Below are 23,151 nucleotides of genomic sequence, written 5' to 3'. Positions count from 1 at the left end.
TCCGGGTCCTGTTACTCTTAACAGCAAACAGCAGCCACCAATAACTTCTGATGAGCTATTCCAGTAGAACACTGTTCAAGGCTCTTGTGCTATTAGTGGTATCCAATTTAAAACTATTGGTGTGTAGGCAGATCACGAATTAAATGGTAAAGGGAGAAGAAGGTTTACCACTCCTCGCTTGCAAGCAAATCATCAAATTTGCCTTCATCGAGTGCCTTCTGACAGTCTTTAGCCTTCATTCCCTCTACATTCACACCCATTGGGACACAGGTGCCCATTACTTCTTTCATTGTGGCTTTGAGGTCATAAGAAAGCACGTCTTCCTTTTTCATACGTGCGATCTTTGCAACCTGCGGGATGGTGAGGTTTCCAACAACCTCGCTTCCCGCATTTCCTGACCCTTTCTGAATCCCCAGTTCTTTCATAACCAGGGAAGCGGTCGGAGGGGTGCCTACTTCGATCTCGACGTTTTTCTTGTCGTCAACAATTATCTTCACAGGGACCTGCATTCCATTGTAGTCCCTTGTTTTTTCATTGATCTTTTCGACCACTTCTTTTATATTGACCCCGAGCGGACCAAGTGCCGGACCTAATGGTGGTCCGGGATTCGCTTTGCCTCCGGGGACAAGTGCTTCAACAATACTTGTCATCTGAGTCTCACCGGTTTTTATGAGTATAAATTTTGTAGATTTGTTTCAATCCACTCTGAGTACTGGTGATTTTTGTTTATTAATAAGCTGGAATTTTTCCCATTCGATTTTGGCTTATTCTTTCTCTTTTTTGAGTATTCTTACCGTGTCGCCGCGAATAGTGATGGGGATTGGAACCACAGCGTCAAAGAGTTCCACAGTAATTTCCTCATGCCCTTCGTCAACCCTTTTAACCCGGGCTTTCTCTCCCTTGAAGGGTCCAGAGGTGACCTCAATTATAGCCCCTTCCTTGATTCCGGTCACTATTGGCTTGGGCTTAAGGAAGTGCTCTATTTCTGCGATTGAAGAACTCCCTTTGACAAGGGCTCTTGCGTGTGGGATTGTCTGGATTGCCAGTTCCACGATTCCGGATTTGGGTGCCTCGACAAGGACATATCCTTTGAGCTCATCAGGAGCTAGGATTGCCCTTATGTCCAGTTTCTCCTTCTTCGAAATTCTTGCAAGGGTCGTTGCAACTGATCTTTCCTGGTTTGCTGTGGTTTTGATTACGAATATCTGGGAATCCTCACTCATTGGGCCACCCACTGGGGCAACATTGTCAGCAGTACGTAAATAATAAATCCGATTGCTCCCACAGCCAGAATGCCGGCACCTGCAACTTTGGCAATGGTCAAGAACTCTTCCCTGGACGGTTTTTTCGTAAGTTTCAGGACCCTCAGGTGTGCCCGGATTGCCTGACCAACGCTTTTTGTGGTTATATTCGGTTCAAATGTGGATTCTACCAATTAATTCACATCCAGGTTTTTATATTCATCTTTATTTTTATCTGGAGTTTGCACGCGTTTCTTCCTTTGTATACTACATCTCCGAAATTTGCTTTTATATCGCAGAATATCGGATTTTATCTTTCAGGAAGGACGAGCGGATTATATTATTAATTCCTATTATATGAAGATATCACTGGCACGGTCTTTGGAACATCCAAAAATTTAGGTGTAGGACAATACTCACGTAAAACCCTTTTCGTGTCAGTAAATATTTTTCATTTTTGATGCCGAATTGTATCGGCACCATACTGCATTTACCATAAAAATAGTTTTCGATTGGATTTTATATTCCTACGTCCCTTCTTTTTTCTTTCAAAAGGGGGAAAACAGCATTTTTTTCTCCAACCGAGTGTTTTTATCCGTTTTACTGTTTCATTCCTGATTTGATCACTCTACGAAGTCAATTCCATACTTATATGTAACGTTTTTATCGTTCCCGTGACCGTAAATCTGGGCAGAGGTAACCCCTGTGACCACGATCATTGTACGTACTGTCTGTTCAAGGTCAGGGTCAATCTGGGCACCCCAGATCAGGCGGGCGTTGTTGTCTATGCGGCTGTAGACTTCCTGAACCACACACTCGGCTTCTGAAATAGTCATGTCAGGGCCTCCAACCACATTAACAAGAGCAGAGGTCGCACCTGATATGTCCACGTCAAGGAGTGGGCTGCGCAGAGCTTTCTGGACAGACTCAACAGCTTTGTTCTCACCGTCTGCCTCTCCAAGTCCTATCATAGCAACGCCTCCGTTTTGCATAACAGTTCTTATATCTGCAAAGTCAAGGTTGACAAGTCCGGGTTTTGTAATCAGTTCGGTTATGCCCTTTACTGCTCTCATAAGAACTTCATCCGATACTTTAAAAGCAGCCTGAAGTGGAAGCCTCGGGACTACTTCAATCAGTTTGTCGTTGGGGACAACTATAACTGTGTCAGCAACATCTCTCAGGCGCTCAAGGCCGGCTTCGGCGTTTGTCCTTCTGACGTGCCCTTCAACGCTGAACGGAAGGGTTACGACTGCAATCGTAAGGGCTCCTGCGTCCCTGGCGGCCTCAGCTACTACAGGCGCAGATCCGGTTCCGGTTCCTCCTCCAAGACCTGCGGTGATAAAAACCATATCTGAGCCCTGGACGATCTTGTTAATCTCATCAATACTCTCGATTGCAGCGTCTTCTCCTATTTGGGGGAGGCTGCCGGCTCCAAGTCCTCGGGTTTTCTTTTTCCCTATGAGAATTTTTTTGCCGGAGCGTATATGAAGAAGGTGCTGGGCATCAGTGTTCAGAGCAACAAGGTCTGCTCCCTGGATACCTTCGCCCATCATGCGCTGAATGCTGTTTGAACCGCCGCCTCCACAACCTATTACTTTGATAGTTGTTTTAAGGCTTCTCAGTATTTCTTCAAGTTCAGCATCCACTTCTAAATTTTCATTAGAGTAATCTGAATTTGAGTACTCTCCCTGCCCGGCACGTCCTTCCAGGGCAGATCGAGCAAGGGCTTCTTCCACAATGGATCTCATGCTACTGCTTTCCTCCATTCTGCTGGGGTGATCATTTAACGGATTTTATTAGAAACAAGTATATTACAAACAAGGAACAAATTATTTTAACCATCACATATACAGTTTCCAATTTAATAGTTTTCCTTTTCCAGTTTTTGAATTTACACTGTATATGTTTAATAATTTTATTAATGTTGTCCTATTTTTTCCGGTTTGACATTATATTTCTTGCTCTTCGAGACTATATGGTCTGTTTTTCTTTTCTGCTCGATCTTCTTTAATTTCTTTGCCTTAAATGTATATTTTTTTATTTTTTATATTTTTTTGAGGCTGGTTCCTGTATTTTTATCTTTCCCTTTTTTCCTTATTTTTTTCCATGATTCCCCTTAATTTCATATCCCGCCCGGAGGTTTATGTTCACTCCTCTGCTCAAGATTCTGTCGGTACTCTGCATGGGGCTTCTCTTTGAGCCCGGTAAATCCGGTTGTCTTTTCAGTTATGCTTTTCCCCTTGATTCCCCTAAGATGATGCCTGTTGCAATTAGATGGGCAACCCTCAGAGGCTCCGGAATATTACTTCTTATTGAAGTGAGGTGGACTATCTTCTCTGCGTTTTTTGACCCTATACCGGCTTTCTGGATATAAATCGGAGTCCTGTTTTTTTCCGTGACCAGCTTTTCTATTTTGCCGGCTTTTTTAATTATCTCCCAGCGCACCTCCTCATCGGAAAAATGCCTCAGGGCAGATCGGATCTTTTCAAAATCTGGATAGGCCCGCATGACCACAATAACAGGAAGTCCTGTTTCCCTGTAAAGTTCCTCTATATCGACAACATTAAAACCTCCGTAAGTGATTCCATCAAGCATGATAATCCTGAGCTGGTTGTAATGCCTGCTATTCTTTATCATTGTGCTTATCACTTTGGTAGCATCAAGTCCGTCTCTGGTGATCTCCGAGCGCAAGACACCGTCTATCCAGTCTCCTCCTCTGAAAACAGTTCCTACTATCATTATCTTTTCGTTAAGAAGCGCAGAGTCGTCTATGCCCAGAATTCGGATTTCGGGTTTGATATGAAAATCTGAATTCACAGGTATCTTTATGTCTGAATTACAAAAATAGTTTGCCGATTTCCCATGAAGCTACTTTCAGTAGAAATCATGGGAAAACAGGATTTTTTCCACAAAAATGAGTTCTCTTGAAGGCATTTTTGTGATTTTTCCATTTTTTTACACGAACATCGTCGTATCAGGAGAGGTGCTAGGGGTGCTAGGCATCATCTTCTGCGTATCAGCAGCTATCGATACCTTATCCACTGCTTCGAGGAAATCTCCCATTTCAACGAGTTCCTTATCTTTTCTGACCGCGAACATTCCTGCTTCAGTGGCAATTGCCTTCAGATCTGCTCCGCTCATCCCTTCGGTAGCTTTTGCGAGCTTTTTAAAGTCGATGTTTCCCGCAAGAGTCATCCTTTCACAATGGATTTTGAGGATTTTTCCTCTGGCTTCTACTCCGGGCATCGGAACATGGACAAGCCTGTCAAAACGGCCTGGCCTGAGAATTGCGGGATCGAGGACATCCGGTCTGTTTGTTGCTGCAATGATCCGAATGTTCTTCCTCTTGTCAAAGCCATCCATTTCTGCAAGAAGCTGCATCAAAGTTCTCTGAACTTCTCTATCTGCGCCAGTCGTCTCGTTTAAACGCCTTGCAGCTATCGAATCCAGTTCATCGATAAAGATGATACTGGGGGCTTTTTTCCGTGCCATTTCGAAGATTTCCCTGACCAGTTTGGAGCCATCTCCTATGTACTTCTGTACAAGTTCAGAACCCACGACTCTTATAAATGTCGCATTGGTTCTGTGGGCCACGGCTTTTGCAAGCAGGGTTTTCCCTGTTCCCGGAAGCCCGTAGAGTAGTACTCCTTTCGGGGGCTCAATCCCTATCCTGGCAAAGCGTTCAGGTTCAATTAGCGGAAGTTCGACTGCTTCCTGAAGTTCCTGAATCTGCTCGTCGAGACCACCGATCTGGTCATAATCAACTTCAACACTTTCGATAACCTCCATTGCAGCAACAAAAGGCTCTTCTGTGGAAGGAATAACCTCTGCAATGGCAAGTGTATGCTGGTTTAAGGCAACCTTTGCCCCGGGCAGCAGTTTTTTCTCGTCAATATATTGTGAGACGTTAACCAGAAACTGAGGTCCGTTACTGCTACGGACAATTATACGATCATTCTTTATCACATCAATAACCGTACCAATGATCAATGGAGAGGTCTTCATGCGATCGAGCTCTGACTGCAGCTTTCGTATTTCTCTCTCATACTTGATCTTCTGGTTCTCCAAATAGCGTTTTTCAGACTCTATCTGGCTACACTGCTCTTCCAGAAAACTGTTGCGGCTTTCAAGTTGCCTCACTCTGTCCTGGACGCTTTCAGTTGACTCCCCCAGCTCTCCAGGCTCGATTCCGTCATACACAGATCCGGGTTTCACAAGGTGACTGCGCATGCTTTCATCCTTACTTTTGGTACTTTCCGTCATGGAGCTCCGAATATTATTTAAGTTCATACCGTATATAGCGTTTTCGAAGTGATCAATATGCAGTGCGAAATATGTGGTGCAGAGATCCGCGGAAAGCCTATATGCATTACAATTGATAACAGCGAACTCCAGGTCTGTCAGAAATGTGCACCGTACGGTAAGCCCGTTGACAAACGGACTCCTGTATCAAGGAAAGTCTCTCCGGTAGTTCGTACGGTACCACGAACTGAAAAGAGGCCAAAAAAGGATTTCTTCGATATTTTAAAAGACGAACTTCTGGACAACTACGACCAGATTATCAGGGAAGCCAGAGAAGCCAGAGGTTGGTCTCTGGAAGAACTGGCTGAAAACATCAAGGAGAAAGCATCTCTCATCAGAAAGATAGAACGAAGCGAAATAGTACCCGAAGATTCTGTTAGAAAGAAACTGGAACATACCCTTAATATCAAACTCACCGAACGCTTGGATGTCTCAGGGCAGGAAGTTTCTCACATGAAGAAAGATATGACCCTCGGAGATATAGTAAAAATAAAGCGCAAATAAACTGTGAGTTTTAACTGTAAAGCTTTATATTGAGGTTCTGTTCCAGCAGTAACAACCGTTTCCGGCAGGTTTTTCCTTCCGGAAACAACTTTAAGAAACAACTTTAATATAGAGAGTTTTCATCCGAATAGGTTTTCCTTTAAGCTTCTTGATATTGTTTTGCCCTCTGCTCTTTAATCCATCCTAATATATCTTTTAACTGTAATTTTAAAGCTCGATCTCTATATCATAAACCTTTTCTGGATTCTCCTTGTGAATGGTCCAGAATGGTTCTTCTCCATGTGTTTCAATGAGTTTTAGGGTCCTTCTCGGGATTGTCTTCGGGCCAAGTACTGCTCCCGGCCTGTCAGGGTCATCGATATAATCAGTCTCCATCATAAAGCGAGTCCCTTCTTCAAGCGCCTGTTCGATTGCTCCTTTAACCGATATGACTCCTGGAAAAATCCCGAGTTCTTCACATGTATTCACAAGGGGGGGCGAGTAATGTTTGACTACCCTGTACATTTTTATTCCTGTTTTTTTTGCCCTTTCTGCTATATCCTGAAGTTCGGGCTCCCCCACGCTTTCAGTATGGAGCTGGACTGCGCAGTCCTGTTCTTTTCCGAGAGAAAAGGCGTGTTCCATTATCTTATTTGAGGCTGCCCATATATCTGCGGGCACGGGATAGTGCGGGCGTCCTGATTTTATCCCCACGGCAAGGCCTTTTTCCACATATCCGGCAGCAATCTCAAGACCTTTTTTCATAGTTTCTGTAGCTTCTGATAGTTCCATGTATTCCGTAAGCTTTGAGATCTCAGCAGGGTGGACCCCGAGAACCGGAAAAGCCCCGACTCCAATCTCGCGGATTTTTGATGCGATTTCCACGGTTTCGTCAAAGACCGCAAGATAATCCTCGGGTTTCCTGACCGTAATCCCAAGGGACCAGCTGGGTTTGGTGACCAGAATTATATGCGTTCCACCAGATCTTTGAAAATCTTTTACCGCTTCAAGCCCTCTGGCTCTTGGGTCTATATGCATATGGTTGTCGGTAATCGGAATTTTTGCAGGCATGTTTATTCCTCGAAGATTTTCCTGAAAATCTCTTCAAAACTCTTAAAACTCTTTATTCAGTAGTATGGATTCTAGATGTCTGGAATTTTTATGAAGGGCTTTCTGGATTGGATGTTATATCAAAATTGAATATTAATTTGAATTGATATTATAATTTGAATACTAATTGAATGTGCTGTTAACAGTTTAATTTGTAATACTGTACCTATCTTTGTAGGGCACTAGGACAGGATTATATTCTGTGGACCCGTATTTATTTGCTGGATGCATTTCCGTATCTATTTTCCGGATGCATTATTCCATAATACTATCATACTATTACCCAAAAGTTGAAATATGAGCTTTACGTTGAGTACGCGGTAAGATTCAATTATTCTTTTCCAAATTCTTCAAAAGTTTCCCCTTTTTAACTTTTAAATCGCTACGGTTCTTTTAACACGAACCTTATAGATCTGGTGATAACATGACTAAAACCGCAGCAGTAATCAAAGGTGACGGGGTAGGCCCCGAACTTGTGGACGCAATGCTTAAAGTTGCAGAAGCCGCTGGTACTGATATCGAATTCTTGATGTGTGAGGCCGGAGCCGGCTGGTGGGAACAGCATGGGGGCAATTCCCTTATCCCCGATGAAACCTGGCAGATCCTTGACAGCTCTGATGCCTGTTTCAAAGGTCCTACCACAACCCCCGGTGGAATCGGTTCTCCGAGAAGTGTGGCTGTATCTATCAGGACAAAGTATGACCTCTATGCAAATGTCAGGCCAATAAAGACGTTCCCTAACTCAAGTGCACCTCTCGGGGATGTTGAGATGGTCTGTGTGCGTGAGGGGACGGAAGGGCTTTACATAGGAGAGGAAATCCAGCTTACAGATGATGTTTCCATTGCAATCAGGAAGATTACCCGCACGGCATCCAGTAAGATTGCCCGCTATGCCTTTGAGGACGCTAAAAGGAGAGGTTACGATACTGTTGTGCCCATCCATAAAAGTAATATCCTTAAATTGACTTGCGGCTCTTTCTTAGAAGAAGTCGAAAAGGTTTCACAGGACTACCCGAATATTGAGGTCTGGCCCTATCATATTGATAACATTGCCCAGCAGCTTATCAAGAATCCCCAGATTTTCAACAAAAAGGTCCTCCTTTCCACCAACCTCTTCATGGATGTAATCAGCGAAGAGTGTTCAGCCCTTGTTGGCAGTATCGGGCTCATTTATTCTGCAAATATCGGGGACAATTTTGCAATGTTTGAACCGGCTCACGGCTCAGCTCCGAAGTATGCTGGCCAGGATAAAGTAAACCCTGTTGCAACGGTGCTTGCAGGAGCCTGGATGCTGGACTATCTTGGTGAAAAGGATAAGTCAGAAGCCATCTTCAAAGCCGTAGAGCGTGTAATCTCCGAAGGCAAATATGTGACTTATGACCTTGGAGGCAGTGCAAAACTCAGTCAGATGGCAGACGAGATCGCAAAATATACCGCAGAAATCCTGAAATAAGGATTTTGAGCATCTGAAAGGCGAAAATCTGAAAGCAACCGAGTTTTTCGTTTGCTTTCTTTTTTGATTCTTTGTCTTTTATCCTGTATTTCTGCTTTTTTTCGCTGTTTTAATCCTTTTCTTCTGCTTCTTCTTCCGGTTCCTGGATTTTACCTTTGTTTTTTAATTTTCCTCCGCCCATATGTGTGGGGTCACAGATTGGCTGGTAGAGGAAGTATTTTTCAACGTAAGCAAGGAGCTCTTCATCTGAGATACAGGAAACCCTTTCTTCTTTATCATAGAGTTTCTGGATTTCTTTCTGGATCTTCAGTAGTCTCCGGTCATCTTTTTCAATTATGGTTTCAACATCAAGGAGGTCGTTTAAGGTTTCTTGAACCTTGTGGCGTATTACCTCAAGGCCCGAAGAGTCTCCTACGAGAAGACGCCTGGTACCTCCTACCAGTTCAGGAGGATAGGGTTCATAGTTGAAGGGATTCTTCAGGACACCTGCTGCATGGATTCCTGACTCGTGGGCAAAGATGTTTTTCCCTACAACAGCTTTGTTTCTCGGAACTCTGAGCCCGAGTTCTTTTTCCATAAATTTTGCAAAACGGGTAATAGGTTCAAGATTATATTTATCAAAACCTTCAACTCTGTCTGCCAGAAAGAGCAGGATCTTTTCCATTTCGCTGTTTCCTGCACGTTCTCCTATGCCCAGGAAGGTTACACTTGTCCAGTTGGCCCCATGCCAGAAACCTGTTATTGAACTTGCTGCTCCGAATCCATAATCGTCGTGGATATGAGTTTCTATATTCTTGACTCCAATCTCTTTTTTGAGGTGCTGGATAATTTTCGGAATTCCGTAAGGTTCATCAATATTCATGAACGGCATCCCATATCCAACAGTATCGCAGACTCTTATAATGCAGTTAGGATCGATCTCCATAATCTTTTTTACCAGGGGAAAAACAAAGCCGTAATTGTCAGCTCTTGTCATATCTTCCAGGTGAGCCCTTGTACGAAGCCCGTGATCCACTGAATACTGAAGGGCATCAAGATATTTCTCTTCAGCCTCCTCTCTGCCTGAAAGCTTCATCTTTGAATGAATGTGCGTATCTGAGACAGACATCAAAATTCCGGTCTCTTTAAGCCCATCAACTTCTAATATTTTGTCAATGTCAGCTCTTGAAGACCTTGCCCATCCTGTAATTTCAGGACACTCATATCCCCTGTCAAACATAAGTTTAACAGCGTCTCTGTCTCTTTTATTGAATACAAAGGCTTCAAGTTTCTCAATTCCTATCTCGTGCAGGTATTCATAGATTTGAACTTTGTGTTCTCTGCTCAAGACTATTCCCGGCATCTGGGAGCCGTCGCGAATAGTGCTGTCACTTATGAATATCTCGTTTCCATAAGGAAGTTTTAGCTTGGGCAGATCTTCATATGATTCGTAAATTTTCATCTATTATCCTCCTTTCCTTCAGGTGGCAGGGCCCTGCATCGAGAGAGCGGGCTTACACTGCTGGGGGTTTTCCTGTCAAAAAGATACTGTTGTGTATACAGATTAAAAAATCAGATGTTTAACCGAAGAAGTTTTGCTTCCGGTTTAAAAAACATTTATTTTTGGGAATATCTTTCGTTTTTTTCTTAAAAGGGTGTTTTAATTTTCCTCAAAGCGGCACTTGTATCATGAGTGCCGGAAACTTAACTCCCATATGCTGTTATAGTTAAAATCTCTTTCTTTTAAAGCTACTATAGATATTCTTAGATTCATCTCATAAAAATGTTTTGTGTGTATATCTCTAAATAGCAGGAAATTTCGATTTTTTTCACCTATTAAAAACCTTTTCATGCTATTCTTTAAAGAATATCTAGTTCTATAAAATACCCTATTAATTTTTCAAGAATATCTGTTTATGTTTCAAACATTTTTTTAAGGTGTGGCTCAAAACCAGTACAAATTTTTCTATATACTTTTTTTCCAATTCTTTTGTTGCCTCATTAAAGTTTACTTTCCTTTACTGCCCTTCTTGTCGATAATAAGGTATATCTACAGCAAGTTATATTTATAATCGGGTAATCCTTAAATATCTAATTTATGAATGTCTCTCTATATGCCTCTGCATATGGTTTGCACCTGATAATAAATCGTACATCAATGGCTCGAGCGGTTACATCAAGATCTAATATAATTTCTAAATTATATCGCCATATATTTAATTTATATACAATATATTTGCTTTACTTTTCCCGAGGTAGAACATGTCTGAAATAGTAAGTGTTAGCGGCGGTCCGACTAAACCGGAAATAATTGCAGTGTCCCTTTCCAAACTCGGGCTGAAGGACGGGGATCGGTTTGCAGATATAGGCTGCGGTACGGGCTCGGTCTCTATTGAAGCAGCCCGGATTACCCGGAACCTGACTATTTATGCAATCGATGCACGTAAAGAAGCTCTCTTTGCTACGGAAGCGAACTTTAAGAATTTCAAGATCGAAAATGCCAGGATCTTAGCCGGTGAAGCCTCGGATCTCCTTGGCTCAGGAGAGTCTATAGATTCAATTGACTGTGCGTTTGTTGGTGGAACTAAAAACATTGACACCGTACTTGAGAAGCTTGTTGAAAAAAAATCCCGCAGCATTGTGGTAAACGCAGTCCGCATTGAAACCGTTGTCAGAACGATCGAGGCTATGAAGAGGCTGGGTATTTTTGATGAGGTAGTCCACGTTGCAGTTTCGAGAAGTGCCCCGATTGCCGGAGAGACTATGTTCAAGCCCGAAAACCCTGTTTATATAGTTGTAGGAAAAAAACAAGCCTGAAAATAATCTTTTAATCAAAATCACGCTTTACATTTTCCTGTTTAAACTTATGGAGCGATAATATGTTGATAGGAGTAGGACTTGGTCCCGGAGACCCTGAGCTTCTGACCCTGAAAGCAGTGAATGTTTTGAAAAACAGCGATAAGGTATATGTTCCAGGACGCCTGGCAAAAGACCTTGTAGCCCCTTATGCGGATGCCGAAATCCTCGAGTTTCCCATGATAAGGGATATCGAAGTTCTGAATGCCCTCTGGAAAGAAAATGCAGATCGTGTGGCAGAAGAGTCTAGAAAAGGAACCGTAGCTTTCGGGCTTATAGGTGACCCTAACTTTTTCTCTACTTTCTCCCACCTTAAAAAGGTCATGAACAGGTATTACCCGGATGTTGAGACTGCAACGGTGCCGGGTATAAGTTCCATCACATCTTTTGCTGCAAGGACTGACGTAGCAGTCGAGAATTCCTTTGAGGTCAGTGATGGCTCTGAGATTGGGTATAAGATCCACCTTAAAGCCACACAGCCAAGAAAGATTATGGAACAGCTAGAAGCTGAAGGATACAGGGAGTTTATTTTCGCAGAGAGGCTCTTTTCGGACAATGAACTGATTATTAGTAAGAAAGAAGATATCCCGGTAAAAGGAAACTATTTCAGCATCATCTATGGAAAGAAATGAATGCAAAGGGAATGGTCAGATGGAAAGAAAAGTATATTTTGTAGGGGCAGGCCCTGGAAACCCTAAACTGATTACCGTATTGGGGCGGGAGATGCTTGAAAAAGCGGACCTTGTTATATACGCGGGCTCTCTGGTAAACCCAGAAGTCCTTAACTACACAAAGGGAGAGAAAGTAGACAGTTACGGGCTTACCCTTGATGAAACCACGAAACTAATTGCCGATGCCGTGGATGCAGGAAAGTTCGTGGTACGCCTTCACAGCGGAGATCCTTCTCTTTACGGGTCTGTTATAGAGCAGATGGAAGAGTTGAGAAAATACGATATAGAAGTCGAAAGGGTAGCAGGCGTCTCGTCTGTCTTTGCAAGTGCAGCCTCTCTGGGCACCCAGCTGACTCTCAACGGTGTTTCCGATACTCTTATTATCACCCGCCCTGCGGGAAAAACCCTGGAAAAAGACCTTATCCCCGAGCTTTCTGCCTATAATACCACCATGGCAATTTTCCTTGGCACGCAGAAGATCAGGGAAATTATGGAAAAAGTCCAGTGCCCTAAAGATACGCCTGTTGCAGTTGTTTTCCATGCGTCCTGGGAAGATGAAGAAGTCATCACAGGGACTGTTGAAGATATTGCAGATAAGGTGAAAGATGCAGGGATCAAGCGCTCGGCAATGATAATCATCGGTGGGGTTGTTGACCCTAAAAACTACAGGAGGTCCTATCTATACGGAGTGGCCCAGGAACCGTTGTAATTACCTTTGAAAGGAATAGGGAAATTGCATCACGGATTGCAGAGCATCTTGAAGCCGACCTTCTTCTCTATGAAAAAGGCGTGTTCAGGAAAGCCTTTGAAAACTACGGGGCAATCGTTGCAGTCTTTGCTACAGGAATTGTGGTAAGGGACATTGCCCCTCTTCTCGATAATAAGTGGTCAGACCCTGCAGTGGTAGTTGTGGACTCTAACCTGAATTTCGCAATTCCCCTCCTTGGAGGGCATCACGGGGCAAACGAGATTTCCCGAAAGATTGCGGAATTGGGTGCAGTTCCTGTGCTCACCACAGCCACTGAGGTTCACAGTAAACCCTCTGTTGAGGGAATTGCTGATAAGTTTGGCTGTGAAATCTTCAATAAAGAATCCACAATCGCTGTAAACTGTGCCCTCCTTGATCAGCAGGTAGAGGTTCTTGAGGTTACAGGGCCCAGGATTGTTATTGTGGATGAGGACGTTTCCGTGCTTGTGAGAAAAAAACAAGCTGCTGAAGTAAAGGATGAAAGTGCCGGAAACAGTTAACAATTTACGCTAATAGCTGACTAAATTACGAAACTGCATAATAAAGCAGTGGATAAAAGATTACTGATGATTATCGGAATCGGAACCCGCAGGGGCATAACAAAAGAAGAAGTCGTTGAGGCGGTGAAGCAGGCACTCGAGGAGTGCGGGGCGAGCCTTGAAGAAATCACGGCTTTCGCCTCTGCGAAACTCAAGGAAAATGAACAGGGGTTGCTGGAAGCAGCAGAACTGTTCGGCATTCCGGTTAATTTTTTGCCGGACGAAGTGCTGAACAGCTACAATCCTCCTTCCTCGTCCCAGGCTTCGCGCTTTGGTTTAAAAGGGGTTGCAGAGCCTGCGGCGCTGGCCCTTTCGGAAAAACACGAATTGATTTGCAGGAAGAAAGTCTATGGCAGAGTCACAATCGCAATCGCAAGATAAGGCATCCGGCGGAAAACTCTACGTTGTAGGGATCGGCCCGGGCTCCGTGGAACAGCTTACCTTAAAAGCCCGGGACGTAATCCTCAATGCCGATTATGTCCTCGGGAACAGTACCTACCTGGACCAGATGGAAAGTCTTCTCGACACCCAGGAGGTAATCCGAAGTTTTATGGGAAAAGAGGTTGAAAGAGCCCGGAAAGCCGTGGAACTTGCAAAAACCGCAAACGTGGTCATGCTCAGCGGGGGCGACACCAACGTCTACGGCATGGCCGGCATCGTGCTGGAGGTCGCTGAACACGAGAACCTTGACGTAGACATCGAAATCCTTCCCGGGGTCACAGCAATCCTTGCCGGGGCCAGCATTCTCGGTGCACCCGTGGTGACGGACTTTGCAGTGATCAGTTTAAGCGATCTCTTAACTCCCTGGGAAGTCATCGAAAAGCGGCTTCATATGGCTGCAGACGCTGATTTCGTGATAGGGCTCTACAACCCAAAGAGCCGCAAGAGACAGTCCAACTTTGCAAGGGCAATCGAAATCATTCGCAAGTACAAAGCTGATTCCGTGCCTGTGGGGCTTGTCAAGAATGCTATGAGAGGCGAGGGAGAGGCCCAGATCGTGACAACCCTCGGGGAAGTCATGGAGTATGAGGACTGGGTGGACATGAGCACAGTCATTCTCGTAGGCAACGGGGAGTCCAGGATCTGGAAGTCTCCGAAAAAGGATCTTATCATAACACCCAGGGGGTATCAGAAGAAATATGACTACTGAAAAAAACAATGAAGGGAAAGCCGGAGCTCTTGAAAACCTTGAAGAGTTTACCGAGCTTACCGTGGATGTTGACCCTGAACTTGTGGGCATTTGCAGGGACTCCGGCGCAAGGACTGAAGAGGCAAAAGCCATCTACATGAAAAGCCGGACAATGATCCAGGAAATCATCGGAAACAACACCCCTGAAGACCGTTTCCGCCAGCGCTGCGTAATTGCTACAGGCGACCTCTCGGTTGCCGATATCATGCGCTTTTCGCACGACCCCATCCCTGCAGGCGTCGAAGCTATTAAGAAAGGCGCTCCCATCTTCGTGGACATCAATATGGTAAAAGCCGGGATCACAAAGGTCGGTCACTCCTCTGAAGTGATCTGCGTCCTTGATGAAGACCCGAACGCCGAAATCGCCAACAGATATGGAATTACCCGGACTTCTGCAGGATACCTTGCCGCAAAAGACAAATTGGACGGGAGCATTATCGCAATCGGAAATGCCCCTTCGGCTCTCATTATGGTCTGCAAACTCATTGAAAAAGGGGTCAGGCCTGCCCTTATCATCGGGCTTCCGGTCGGTTTCGTAAACGCAGCCGAGTCTAGGGAAATAGTCCGGAACCTGAAAATTCCCATCCCCTCTATCAGCTGTGTCGGGACAAGGGGCGGGACTCCAATGGCTGTTGCCTGTGTAAACGAGCTCGTAGCAATCGCAAGGGAAAGTGAAGAATAACACTTTCGGCTTTCTCTTTTAATTTTTCTTTCTTTTATCTCGAGCTATTTTTTTGTTTTCTAACCGTTTTTTTAGTTGTAGAATCCCTACATTATTTCTTACTTTATAATAAATTTTTATTTGTGGTTCTCCATTTTGTAATACAAATCAATAATATATCGTAAGAGTGAAGTGTATATTCTTCTAAGGGTGCATCTGATTGGGCAGCAATGATGGAAAGCTGGTTCTTTTTTTTATGCTTCTGACAATCATTTTGTTTTTTTATGTTTCTCTTCCTTTCATGTTAAGGGGTCCTGCAGCACCGCTTTTTGTAATACACAATCACGATTTAAGGACCATGAAGTGGCAGTTGAAGTATTTGATCAGCAGAACAAATCAATCATAAATGAAACCTGCAGTCTGGAACCTAAATGTGATATGTTACGATCTCGTCCTTTTAGTTTAAGGTTCCACCGGGAAAAAAGAGAATACACATTTAAGGTAATCATGGATGAGCAGATTACAAGCACGGCTAAAATGGAAATTCCCCATAGTCATACCTTCTCTATATTTTTGTTTCAAATTGTGTCAAATGTATGCATATTGTTTGGTACGCGAAGTGATAAATTTAAATGAGCCACCTGATGTGGTTCTGGTAGACCATCGAGAGCCCTACAAGGATAAGTACTACTCCTGCTCCTTTTTTGAAGACCGCATCATATCTTGATATGAGCTTTATTTTTGAAGTGGAGAGGTGTGCCGAATATGCAAGCAGAAGCATGGGTACCGCAAATCCTGCAGAATAAATAGAAAGGGTTAGTGCACCGGTAACAGCGCTTCCTTCTAGGGCTACCATGGTCAGGATTGAGGCAAGGATTGGTCCCACACAGGGGATCCAGAGCACTCCGAGGGAAAGCCCTAACAGAAGACCTGAGATTGGCCCCTCATCTTTCATTCCTGCAAGCATGGGGAATCTTGCAAAGGCGTTAAACAGGCTGATGTCAAAGAGTATTGCTACGCCCATTGTAATGATTAAGATTTCTGCTAGGATTTTCAGCTGACCTATATATGCCTGAAAAACTGCTCCGAAAGCGGAAGTCACAACTCCCATGAGGGTAAAGGATATCGATACCCCAAGTACTATTGCAAGAGGTCTTAACTTTCCTTTTCCTGTCGAGCTTGCCAGAACTGCAGGAAGGAGGGGGAGGATGCATGGGGACAGGACGCTGAGCACTCCTGCGCCAAATGCAGTCAGAGGGGAAATAGCTTCATAATACATGGTTCCGATTCGATGTTTTTCCGTTTAGTTTTTTACGATAGTTTTTTATTCGGAAATAGTTTTACTTTGCATTTCCATTTTCATAGTAAAGAACGGCTCTTTTTATGAGCTCTTCAAACACCTGTTTTTCCCTGAGTCCCTGAACTCTTGCCTGGAATCTGTCCGTGGTGATGTTTCCGTCTTCCTGCATGTAAACGTATTCTCCGTTTTCAATGCCCACGATTACAAAAGAATCAGGGATATAGTATGCTTCGAAATAAGCTCCAATTTGAGGGTTCTTGCCTATATCTCCAGACATGACTGTGATTTTTCCTGTATATTCTGCCGCCAGGTCGCTAAGGATGGGTTCCATTTCCCGACATGCATAGCACCCCTCGGATCCTATTTTCACAAAGACAGGGCCTTCCTGAATGGATGTGTTTATCTGTTCCAGATCGGTCATGTTTACAACAACACTTTTTTCCTGGATTTCCTGAGTACTTGCGGAGTTGTTCGGGTTTTCAGTACAGCCTGCCGTAAAGAGTACAGATACAAGCAGGATTAGCAATATAATTAATTTATTCATGATCTCAACATTGATTTTTCATTTTGTAGTTATTTAGGCTTTCTGTATTAGTAATTCTCTCTTCTCACAAATAATTTTGTTTCTACTGATTCCGAAAGCCTGAATTCTGTAATAGAATTATCCATCAAACACAAATAATTAACCATAAACAAAGGTACTAACTATCTGTGAATTACTATCTGTGAATTACTATCTGTGAATTACTATCTGTGAATTACTATCTGTGAATTACTATCTGTGAATTACTATCTGTGACTATCTGTGAACTTCCTGATTTAAGGGATTCGATATAATAAATATCAATAACTATATTAGAGTCCTGTGGCAGGAATAGATGCAAAATCTGGGAACGAACTGATTAAAACAACAAAATAAAATGGAATTGAAATAAAAATATAAAAAGGAAAAGAAACCTAAAAAAGAACTCATTCCTATAGAGGAATGTAATTCCGATACAGAAGCTTAATAGTTATGAATTGTGTAAACCTTTTTCCTTTTCCTTACTTTCCTTCAAGGGTTTTTTCTACGGCGGTCACGACATTTTCAAAATTCTTCTGCCATTCCGTGCCGTGTTTAAGCTGGTTCTGAACGATCGTGCCTTTATCTTCCATTTCTGCGATTTTGGGCTCTATAGGAAGTCTGGCAAGGACGGGGATATTAAAGTCTTCTGCGGCTTTTTCAACGCCTCCACTTCCGAATATATCTATAGACTTATTGCAGTGGGGGCAGATTAGCCCATGCATATTGTCCACAAGCCCTATTATAGGTACATTTAGTTTTTCCGAGAATGTGATTGATTTCCGAACACTGATAAGGGCTACATCCTGAGGGGTTGTAACAAGTACGGAACCATCACAGTTGGGGATAAGCTGGGCTACACTCAGGGGTTCGTCTCCCGTTCCTGGAGGAAGATCGATAATCAGAAAGTCAAGCTCTCCCCAGTAAACTTCTTCCAGGAACTGCTTGATTGCTCCCATTTTGGCAGGCCCCCTCCAGATTACAGGTGAGTCTTTGTTTTCGAGAAGAAAACCAATAGACATTATTGAGAGATTGGGAAGCACCTGGATCGGGAGAATTCCTTCTTCATTTACCTCAGGTCTTGCGGACTCCAGTCCGAAGATTGTAGGGACAGTCGGACCGTGGATATCACAGTCCAGAAGACCTACCCTGTGTCCGCGGAGGGCAAGTCCAACAGCAAGGCTTGCGGCAACTGTACTTTTCCCTACTCCGCCTTTCCCGCTCATTACCATGATCTTGCGTTTGATGCGCCTGAGGTTGACTACGATTTTTGGTTCCTCGGGCTTTTTTGATAAGCTTTCCAGTGGTTGAACTTGATCTTTCATTTTTTATCGCCTGTGTAAAAATTCCGGATTTTTCAGTTTTCCCCGTTTTCAGATGTCTCTTTCATGTGTCAGTATATTCTTTAATGTCAGTACCCTCAGCCCTGATATAGTTACCGCCTTTTATCTCAATCGCTTTTCCTGTGCTGAGGGCAAGTGCTACTTTCATTCTGGCAGCTTTTAGGTCTTCCCAGAAAGCTCTCCTTGATATCCCAACCCTAGTGGCTGCGTCCTCTTGCCTAAGGCCTTCAATGTCTACGAGCCTCAGGGCTTCAAGTTCTTCTACTGTGAGGGACACCACTTCAAGATCCGACATCGGGACCCCTCGGGGCTTGAAATATGTGACATCAGGAGTTTGCTCAACGCGCCTCGGACATTTTGGTCTTCCTCTGCATTTTTTCATAGGTTACTTATGCACATTGTAGAGTAAATATATAACCATTTCTCTTTTCAAATAGAAAACTATAAATATTTACACTCATATGTGTGAAATTGTACTTTCTATATCTCTGGCTTCTCTACGTTTGTGCAGGGTTGATATACCTCTGCTTTCTTTGAATAATTTGCCGAGAAATATATAATTTGAGAGCCAGCGGATTTTATATTGGGGCATAATGTCAACTATCCCTGGGCTAAAGACTCAGAGGCTTGTCTAACAAGCCCTGGTTAACCAGCTCACCGATCAGGAGCAACGGATAATAGGTAAACGATAGGAAAGAATACATAGTTACCCTTGAATGTCGCCTCAGTTTAAGGTTCTAAGGATGCCGGTTGAACAGTTCTGGGAGGTAGGGACAGTGCTTGGATCGTTAAACCTTTACATATTAGATCGAGAGGAGGATGGATTCCTGAATTGACCTGTTCCAGCTATGCTGTAATACTCCAACTTCACGAAGTTGAAGTCTAAAATTCGGATACGTATTACCTTACTTCAGTAGGACGAAACGTTTTTTTTTCGTCCCATTAAATTAATAAGAAACTAATTCAATAAAGCAGGATGTGGAAGTTGACGTATTCCTCCCCTGAGCTAAAAATCCGGGGGTTTCCTGTTGAGGTTTTATGAAAATCTGTATAAGTGCCTGTGGCAAGGATTCTGATTCTGAAGTGGACCCTCAATTCGGGAGATGCAATTATTTCGTGATCATTGATCCGGATACAGGGTCAGTAACATCAATCAAAAATCCCGGTTCGGAAGCCTCCGGCGGTGCAGGGATTCGGGCAGCGGAGGCAATTGTGGGCGAAGAGGTAGATACTCTCTTAACGGGAAGTGTGGGACCGAATGCTTTCTCCATACTCTTTGAAGCAGGTATTGAAATCCGCTCTGGAATAAGAGGTACGGTAGCTTTTGCCCTTCAAGAGTATCAATCAGGAAAGCTTGCCCTCCTTGAGAACTCGAATGCTTCGACTCATAGTGGTATGAGGAAAAGTTGAGTTAAAGGTTCAAACTGAGGTTAAAGGGTCAAACTAAGAACAAAATATCAAAAATCCAAAAAATTTTGTAACAATATTTTATATGATATATTTATAAATATGTAAAATGCCTTACAGTTTAAAAAGGTGACCTGTATGAAAGTATGTATACCTACAAAAGATAACAATGGCATGTCAGGGGCTGTAGAACAGCACTTTGGAAAGGCTCCCACTTATACAATTCTGGATACAGATAGTGGAGAAGTTTCTGTGATCCCCAATACCAGCGAACATATGGGGGGACCAGACCTGCCGCCTAAGTTCCTCCATAAAAAGGGGGTTGAAATTATGCTCTGTTCAGGCCTGGGGTACAAAGCTGTCAAGATGTTTGAGTCTTATGGAATCAATGTTTTCGTGGGTGCCGGAGGCACGGTTCAGGATACAATTGAAGCCTGGAAAGCGGGTAAGCTCTGTAATGCCAATGCTGAAAATTCCTGTGCAGAACATGGGCACGATGAGGCAGGACACGACCATCATCACTGATGGATGCTCAGTTTATGTACAGGATTAGAAGGCGCAGCTCATGAAAATTGCAATTGCAAGCGGTAAAGGCGGCACAGGAAAAACCACAGTTGCAGTAAACCTTGCCCTTGCTCTCGAAGATGTGCAGCTTTTTGACTGTGATGTGGAAGAGCCCAATTGTAACCTGTTTCTGGGTTTTGAACTGGAGCCTGTAGAAGAAGTAACCTGTCTGTTTCCGGAGATCAATACCGATAAGTGTACTCTTTGCGGGAACTGCGCTGATTTCTGCAGGTATAATGCTCTGGCTGCCCTTCCCAAAAAAATCCTGCTCTTTCCTTCCCTTTGCCACGGCTGTGGTGGGTGTAGCTTTGTCTGTCCGGCAGGAGCCGTAGAAGAAAAGTCCAGGTCGATCGGAATAATCGAAAAAGCATCATCTGATGCCTCTCTCAAATTTTTCCAAGGTGTCCTGAACATAGGGGAAGCTATGGCGACGCTGGTCATAAGGTCCCTTTTGCGGCATATCGACGAAAGCAAACCTGCAATCATTGATTCCCCCCCTGGAACGGCATGTCCCGTCCTTGCAGTTCTGGGGTTTGCGGATTACTGTGTTCTCGTAACAGAGTCTACTCCTTTCGGTTTTCATGATTTCCTTCTTGCCCTGGAAGCTGCAAAAGCTCTTAAGGTTCCTGTTGGAGTCGTTCTCAATCGGGACGGGCTTGGGGATTCAAGGGTGGAAGATTTTTGCAGAGCCGAAGGAATTCCTATTCTGCTCCGCATTCCTAATGATAGGATGATTGCCAGGCTCTATTCAGAAGGGATCCCCTTTGTTAAGGAAATGCCTGAGTGGAAGGAAAAGTTCGAAGACATGTTTGAAACAATAAAGTTTGAAACAATAAAAGCACTGGCTTTCAAAAGTACGGGGGTACAATGAGGCAACTGGCTATTATTAGTGGAAAAGGTGGGTGTGGAAAGACCACCCTTACAGCTGCTTTTTCTTCTCTTTCAGAAAATACTGTACTTGCAGACTGTGATGTTGATGCGTCCGACCTGCCTCTGATCCTCAAGCCTCAGGTACTTAAAACAGAGGATTGTCTGGGACTGGAACTTGCTTCCATTGACCTTAAACTCTGTACTGGCTGCGGCATCTGCCGGGAAACCTGCAGATTCGGAGCAGTCCTTGAAAACTTCACAATAAATCCGTATAGCTGTGAAGGCTGTGCGGTCTGTACTGTCGCCTGCCCTGAAAACGCGGTGTCCCTGATGCCAAGAGTTTCCGGACAGGTTATTTCCTCCATAACCCGTTTCGGACCAATGGCTCATGCAAAATTGGGCACTGGAGAGGAAGCAAGTGGAAAACTTGTAACCATGGTCCGAAAAAGGGCCGTAGAACTTGCAGATAGATATTCCTGCAAATTAATTCTTATTGACGGTCCACCCGGCACTGGCTGCCCGGTTATGGCAGCTATTACCGGAACTGACCTTGTCCTTGTGCTTAGCGAACCCACTGTTTCCGGACTCCACGACCTGAAACGAGCAGTCGAACTCACCTCCCATTTCAGAATCCCGACTGTTGCCTGTATTAACAGGTATGATATCAACGAGAAAAAGAGCCTTGAAATTGAGGCTTTTTGCAGGGAAGCCGGAATTTCTCTTCTTGCCCGTTTGCCTTATGCAGACATAACTACAGAGGCAATGATGGAGGAAAAAACTGTGATCGAATATGCCGCTCATTCCAGGGACACCGGTGCTGTAGAGTTCGCAAATATTGTCCGTAACCTCTGGGCAGAGATCGAAATGAGGCTTTCAGATTCTTCCAAAAAAGAAATGTATTCAAAAACCCTCCTGGATAGGAAACCTTAACCTCACATTATAGTTTTTATTGATGTGTTAGAAACTTAAATAATATAACAGCTGTTAGATAATATAGCAGCTGTTAAAACTATAACAGCTGTTAAATATATTGCAGTCTGTTCTTTTAATATTATTCCTAAATAGTTGATAACTTAAGTAGTAATTCGGTAGTGAGTTCAATAAATAGTTGTTGAGGGAATAAAATGGATTATACTCAGCTTGCAGAGAAACTGGTCAAGTTCCTTGACCTCAGGTACGAACCGGTGGCAGTAAAAGTTGTTAAAAAAGGAGAGCCTATACCCGAAGGGTATCAAGAGCCCGAGAAAAACCTCAGGCACTGTCAGTCTATTATGAAAGCCAGGAAAGGGGAATCTTTCATAATTCCTGCAGGTAAACATGCCTGCGTGGTAGGGGCTTCAGGCCTTGGGCTTATTCCTACACCTCCAAAAGTGGCTTCAGGGGAGTTCCACCACAACCTGGGAATGTTTAACAGCGTGGAGGCGGCAGCCGAAATGATCGCAAAGCGTCCTGCTTTTGAGCCTGAAAGTAGAATTGCAACCATTGTAGGGCCTCTGAAGGATGCAAAGGTCGATCCCGACGTAGTTATTCTTGTGGATAAGCCGGAAACCATTTACTGGATCATCCCGGCAAGTACCTATTACAAAGGCGGAAGGGTAAACTTCAGCAGTGCAGCTTTTCAGGCAACCTGTGCCGACACAACCATCCTGCCGAGCCTGACAGGAGAAATAAATCTCTCTTTAGGCTGCTTCGGGTGCAGGAAAGCCACTGACATCGAAAATGATGAAATGCTTATAGGGATTCCTTTTAACAAGCTTGAAGACATTGTTAATTCCCTTGAAAAACTCTATGAAGGTCCGTTGCCAAAAGCAAGGCATAAATAATCCTTGATTTTTTTTCTTTTTTCTTATCTTTTTTCTTTTTATTTTTAAAT

At 43.7% G+C, this 23,151-nt stretch carries 26 protein-coding genes; 14 read left to right on the top strand and 12 right to left on the bottom strand.

Annotated elements, in window-relative coordinates; genetic code table 11:
• Nucleotides 1-164: 164 nt before the first annotated feature.
• The 6 genes from MSWH1_RS15710 to MSWH1_RS15685 form a co-directional block, all read right to left on the bottom strand.
• Complete coding sequence (locus MSWH1_RS15710; protein ID WP_048129863.1) at nt 165-650, bottom strand: 50S ribosomal protein L11; 486 nt, start codon at nt 648-650, stop codon at nt 165-167.
• A gap of 114 nt (nt 651-764) precedes the next feature.
• Nucleotides 765-1,223 (bottom strand): transcription elongation factor Spt5, encoded by a 459-nt coding sequence (locus MSWH1_RS15705; RefSeq protein ID WP_048129862.1) that lies wholly within the window; start codon nt 1,221-1,223, stop codon nt 765-767.
• Nucleotides 1,220-1,435 carry a protein translocase SEC61 complex subunit gamma gene (locus MSWH1_RS15700; RefSeq protein ID WP_048129861.1) on the bottom strand — a complete coding sequence of 72 codons (216 nt, stop codon included), beginning with the start codon at nt 1,433-1,435 and terminating at the stop codon, nt 1,220-1,222. Before MSWH1_RS15700 ends, MSWH1_RS15705 begins: the two co-directional genes overlap by 4 nt.
• Nucleotides 1,436-1,864: 429 nt before the next feature.
• Entirely contained in the window at nt 1,865-2,989 is a 1,125-nt protein-coding gene (gene ftsZ / locus MSWH1_RS15695) for a cell division protein FtsZ (protein ID WP_048129860.1), read from the bottom strand.
• 478 nt (nt 2,990-3,467) lie between these two features.
• Complete coding sequence (locus tag MSWH1_RS15690; RefSeq protein ID WP_048129859.1) at nt 3,468-4,058, bottom strand: DUF99 family protein; 591 nt, start codon at nt 4,056-4,058, stop codon at nt 3,468-3,470.
• A 138-nt stretch (nt 4,059-4,196) separates the two neighbouring features.
• Entirely contained in the window at nt 4,197-5,504 is a 1,308-nt protein-coding gene (locus MSWH1_RS15685; RefSeq protein ID WP_048129858.1) for a proteasome-activating nucleotidase, read from the bottom strand.
• A gap of 57 nt (nt 5,505-5,561) precedes the next feature.
• Between MSWH1_RS15685 and MSWH1_RS15680 the strand changes: the two genes are divergently transcribed.
• A complete protein-coding gene (locus MSWH1_RS15680; protein ID WP_048129857.1) occupies nt 5,562-6,047 on the top strand; it encodes a multiprotein bridging factor aMBF1 in 486 nt (161 codons plus the stop codon).
• 207 nt (nt 6,048-6,254) lie between these two features.
• Here MSWH1_RS15680 and MSWH1_RS15675 read toward each other — a convergent pair whose 3' ends face one another.
• Entirely contained in the window at nt 6,255-7,097 is an 843-nt protein-coding gene (locus tag MSWH1_RS15675) for a TatD family hydrolase (protein WP_048129856.1), read from the bottom strand.
• Nucleotides 7,098-7,560: 463 nt separating this feature from the next.
• Between MSWH1_RS15675 and MSWH1_RS15670 the strand changes: the two genes are divergently transcribed.
• Nucleotides 7,561-8,589 carry an isocitrate/isopropylmalate dehydrogenase family protein gene (locus MSWH1_RS15670; RefSeq protein ID WP_048129855.1) on the top strand — a complete coding sequence of 343 codons (1,029 nt, stop codon included), beginning with the start codon at nt 7,561-7,563 and terminating at the stop codon, nt 8,587-8,589.
• 109 nt (nt 8,590-8,698) lie between these two features.
• Here MSWH1_RS15670 and MSWH1_RS15665 read toward each other — a convergent pair whose 3' ends face one another.
• On the bottom strand, nt 8,699-10,030 hold the full coding sequence (locus MSWH1_RS15665) for an isopropylmalate synthase (RefSeq protein WP_048129854.1): 1,332 nt from the start codon (nt 10,028-10,030) through the stop codon (nt 8,699-8,701).
• Between the two features lie 800 nt (nt 10,031-10,830).
• On the opposite strand from MSWH1_RS15665, the gene cbiT reads away from it, so the two are divergent.
• The 7 genes from cbiT to MSWH1_RS15630 all read left to right on the top strand — a co-directional run bounded on the left by cbiT (nt 10,831) and on the right by MSWH1_RS15630 (nt 15,253).
• The gene (gene cbiT, locus MSWH1_RS15660) at nt 10,831-11,385 is read left to right on the top strand and encodes a precorrin-6Y C5,15-methyltransferase (decarboxylating) subunit CbiT (protein ID WP_048129853.1); all 555 of its coding nucleotides are present in this window, start codon (nt 10,831-10,833) and stop codon (nt 11,383-11,385) included.
• Nucleotides 11,386-11,447: 62 nt separating this feature from the next.
• Complete coding sequence (locus tag MSWH1_RS15655) at nt 11,448-12,056, top strand: cobalt-factor II C(20)-methyltransferase (RefSeq protein WP_048129852.1); 609 nt, start codon at nt 11,448-11,450, stop codon at nt 12,054-12,056.
• A gap of 19 nt (nt 12,057-12,075) precedes the next feature.
• Complete coding sequence (locus tag MSWH1_RS15650) at nt 12,076-12,804, top strand: cobalt-precorrin-4/precorrin-4 C(11)-methyltransferase (RefSeq protein ID WP_048130694.1); 729 nt, start codon at nt 12,076-12,078, stop codon at nt 12,802-12,804.
• An 80-nt stretch (nt 12,805-12,884) separates the two neighbouring features.
• Nucleotides 12,885-13,343, top strand: coding sequence for a cobalamin biosynthesis protein CbiG (locus MSWH1_RS15645; protein ID WP_231585400.1), 459 nt, complete (start codon nt 12,885-12,887; stop codon nt 13,341-13,343).
• 66 nt (nt 13,344-13,409) lie between these two features.
• Nucleotides 13,410-13,763: a cobalamin biosynthesis protein gene (locus MSWH1_RS15640; protein WP_048129850.1), complete on the top strand. Its 354-nt coding sequence runs from the start codon at nt 13,410-13,412 to the stop codon at nt 13,761-13,763.
• On the top strand, nt 13,732-14,532 hold the full coding sequence (gene cobJ, locus MSWH1_RS15635; RefSeq protein ID WP_048129849.1) for a precorrin-3B C(17)-methyltransferase: 801 nt from the start codon (nt 13,732-13,734) through the stop codon (nt 14,530-14,532). Before MSWH1_RS15640 ends, cobJ begins: the two co-directional genes overlap by 32 nt.
• Entirely contained in the window at nt 14,522-15,253 is a 732-nt protein-coding gene (locus tag MSWH1_RS15630; protein WP_048129848.1) for a precorrin-8X methylmutase, read from the top strand. The genes cobJ and MSWH1_RS15630 overlap by 11 nt, the downstream gene beginning before the upstream one ends.
• Nucleotides 15,254-15,860: 607 nt before the next feature.
• Here MSWH1_RS15630 and MSWH1_RS15620 read toward each other — a convergent pair.
• The 4 genes from MSWH1_RS15620 to MSWH1_RS15605 all read right to left on the bottom strand — a co-directional run bounded on the left by MSWH1_RS15620 (nt 15,861) and on the right by MSWH1_RS15605 (nt 18,819).
• Complete coding sequence (locus MSWH1_RS15620) at nt 15,861-16,511, bottom strand: cytochrome c biogenesis CcdA family protein (protein ID WP_048129847.1); 651 nt, start codon at nt 16,509-16,511, stop codon at nt 15,861-15,863.
• 61 nt (nt 16,512-16,572) lie between these two features.
• A complete protein-coding gene (locus tag MSWH1_RS15615) occupies nt 16,573-17,076 on the bottom strand; it encodes a co-chaperone YbbN (protein ID WP_048129846.1) in 504 nt (167 codons plus the stop codon).
• Between the two features lie 500 nt (nt 17,077-17,576).
• A complete protein-coding gene (locus MSWH1_RS15610; protein ID WP_048129845.1) occupies nt 17,577-18,419 on the bottom strand; it encodes an Mrp/NBP35 family ATP-binding protein in 843 nt (280 codons plus the stop codon).
• A 61-nt stretch (nt 18,420-18,480) separates the two neighbouring features.
• Nucleotides 18,481-18,819 (bottom strand): DUF134 domain-containing protein, encoded by a 339-nt coding sequence (locus tag MSWH1_RS15605; protein WP_048129844.1) that lies wholly within the window; start codon nt 18,817-18,819, stop codon nt 18,481-18,483.
• A 656-nt stretch (nt 18,820-19,475) separates the two neighbouring features.
• Here MSWH1_RS15605 and MSWH1_RS15600 point away from each other — a divergent pair.
• The 5 genes from MSWH1_RS15600 to MSWH1_RS15580 all read left to right on the top strand — a co-directional run bounded on the left by MSWH1_RS15600 (nt 19,476) and on the right by MSWH1_RS15580 (nt 23,101).
• Nucleotides 19,476-19,847 carry a NifB/NifX family molybdenum-iron cluster-binding protein gene (locus tag MSWH1_RS15600; RefSeq protein ID WP_048129843.1) on the top strand — a complete coding sequence of 124 codons (372 nt, stop codon included), beginning with the start codon at nt 19,476-19,478 and terminating at the stop codon, nt 19,845-19,847.
• Nucleotides 19,848-19,982: 135 nt separating this feature from the next.
• On the top strand, nt 19,983-20,369 hold the full coding sequence (locus tag MSWH1_RS15595; protein ID WP_048129842.1) for a NifB/NifX family molybdenum-iron cluster-binding protein: 387 nt from the start codon (nt 19,983-19,985) through the stop codon (nt 20,367-20,369).
• Nucleotides 20,370-20,409: 40 nt separating this feature from the next.
• A complete protein-coding gene (locus MSWH1_RS15590) occupies nt 20,410-21,279 on the top strand; it encodes an ATP-binding protein (RefSeq protein ID WP_048129841.1) in 870 nt (289 codons plus the stop codon).
• A complete protein-coding gene (locus tag MSWH1_RS15585; RefSeq protein WP_048129840.1) occupies nt 21,276-22,208 on the top strand; it encodes an ATP-binding protein in 933 nt (310 codons plus the stop codon). Before MSWH1_RS15590 ends, MSWH1_RS15585 begins: the two co-directional genes overlap by 4 nt.
• A 194-nt stretch (nt 22,209-22,402) precedes the next feature.
• On the top strand, nt 22,403-23,101 hold the full coding sequence (locus tag MSWH1_RS15580) for a DUF169 domain-containing protein (RefSeq protein WP_048129839.1): 699 nt from the start codon (nt 22,403-22,405) through the stop codon (nt 23,099-23,101).
• The last annotated feature ends 50 nt before the right edge of the window (nt 23,102-23,151 follow it).

It is taken from the genome of Methanosarcina sp. WH1 (assembly GCF_000970005.1).
Classification (GTDB): Archaea; Halobacteriota; Methanosarcinia; order Methanosarcinales; family Methanosarcinaceae; genus Methanosarcina.
The sequence above is the reverse complement of the archived record's forward strand: the minus strand, read 5'-3'. Positions and strand labels throughout refer to the sequence as shown.

Bases quoted from the DNA above. Each gene is read 5' to 3' on its own strand.
- MSWH1_RS15710 (WP_048129863.1), bottom strand. From the start codon at position 650: ATGACAAGTATTGTTGAAGCACTTGTCCCCGGAGGCAAAGCGAATCCC.
- MSWH1_RS15705 (WP_048129862.1), bottom strand. From the start codon at position 1,223: ATGAGTGAGGATTCCCAGATATTCGTAATCAAAACCACAGCAAACCAG.
- ftsZ (WP_048129860.1), bottom strand. From the start codon at position 2,989: ATGAGATCCATTGTGGAAGAAGCCCTTGCTCGATCTGCCCTGGAAGGA.
- MSWH1_RS15685 (WP_048129858.1), bottom strand. From the start codon at position 5,504: ATGACGGAAAGTACCAAAAGTAAGGATGAAAGCATGCGCAGTCACCTT.
- MSWH1_RS15680 (WP_048129857.1), top strand. From the start codon at position 5,562: ATGCAGTGCGAAATATGTGGTGCAGAGATCCGCGGAAAGCCTATATGC.
- MSWH1_RS15675 (WP_048129856.1), bottom strand. From the start codon at position 7,097: ATGCCTGCAAAAATTCCGATTACCGACAACCATATGCATATAGACCCA.
- MSWH1_RS15670 (WP_048129855.1), top strand. From the start codon at position 7,561: ATGACTAAAACCGCAGCAGTAATCAAAGGTGACGGGGTAGGCCCCGAA.
- MSWH1_RS15665 (WP_048129854.1), bottom strand. From the start codon at position 10,030: ATGAAAATTTACGAATCATATGAAGATCTGCCCAAGCTAAAACTTCCT.
- cbiT (WP_048129853.1), top strand. From the start codon at position 10,831: ATGTCTGAAATAGTAAGTGTTAGCGGCGGTCCGACTAAACCGGAAATA.
- MSWH1_RS15655 (WP_048129852.1), top strand. From the start codon at position 11,448: ATGTTGATAGGAGTAGGACTTGGTCCCGGAGACCCTGAGCTTCTGACC.
- MSWH1_RS15650 (WP_048130694.1), top strand. From the start codon at position 12,076: ATGGAAAGAAAAGTATATTTTGTAGGGGCAGGCCCTGGAAACCCTAAA.
- MSWH1_RS15640 (WP_048129850.1), top strand. From the start codon at position 13,410: ATGATTATCGGAATCGGAACCCGCAGGGGCATAACAAAAGAAGAAGTC.
- cobJ (WP_048129849.1), top strand. From the start codon at position 13,732: ATGGCAGAGTCACAATCGCAATCGCAAGATAAGGCATCCGGCGGAAAA.
- MSWH1_RS15630 (WP_048129848.1), top strand. From the start codon at position 14,522: ATGACTACTGAAAAAAACAATGAAGGGAAAGCCGGAGCTCTTGAAAAC.
- MSWH1_RS15620 (WP_048129847.1), bottom strand. From the start codon at position 16,511: ATGTATTATGAAGCTATTTCCCCTCTGACTGCATTTGGCGCAGGAGTG.
- MSWH1_RS15615 (WP_048129846.1), bottom strand. From the start codon at position 17,076: ATGAATAAATTAATTATATTGCTAATCCTGCTTGTATCTGTACTCTTT.
- MSWH1_RS15610 (WP_048129845.1), bottom strand. From the start codon at position 18,419: ATGAAAGATCAAGTTCAACCACTGGAAAGCTTATCAAAAAAGCCCGAG.
- MSWH1_RS15605 (WP_048129844.1), bottom strand. From the start codon at position 18,819: ATGAAAAAATGCAGAGGAAGACCAAAATGTCCGAGGCGCGTTGAGCAA.
- MSWH1_RS15600 (WP_048129843.1), top strand. From the start codon at position 19,476: ATGAAAATCTGTATAAGTGCCTGTGGCAAGGATTCTGATTCTGAAGTG.
- MSWH1_RS15595 (WP_048129842.1), top strand. From the start codon at position 19,983: ATGAAAGTATGTATACCTACAAAAGATAACAATGGCATGTCAGGGGCT.
- MSWH1_RS15590 (WP_048129841.1), top strand. From the start codon at position 20,410: ATGAAAATTGCAATTGCAAGCGGTAAAGGCGGCACAGGAAAAACCACA.
- MSWH1_RS15585 (WP_048129840.1), top strand. From the start codon at position 21,276: ATGAGGCAACTGGCTATTATTAGTGGAAAAGGTGGGTGTGGAAAGACC.
- MSWH1_RS15580 (WP_048129839.1), top strand. From the start codon at position 22,403: ATGGATTATACTCAGCTTGCAGAGAAACTGGTCAAGTTCCTTGACCTC.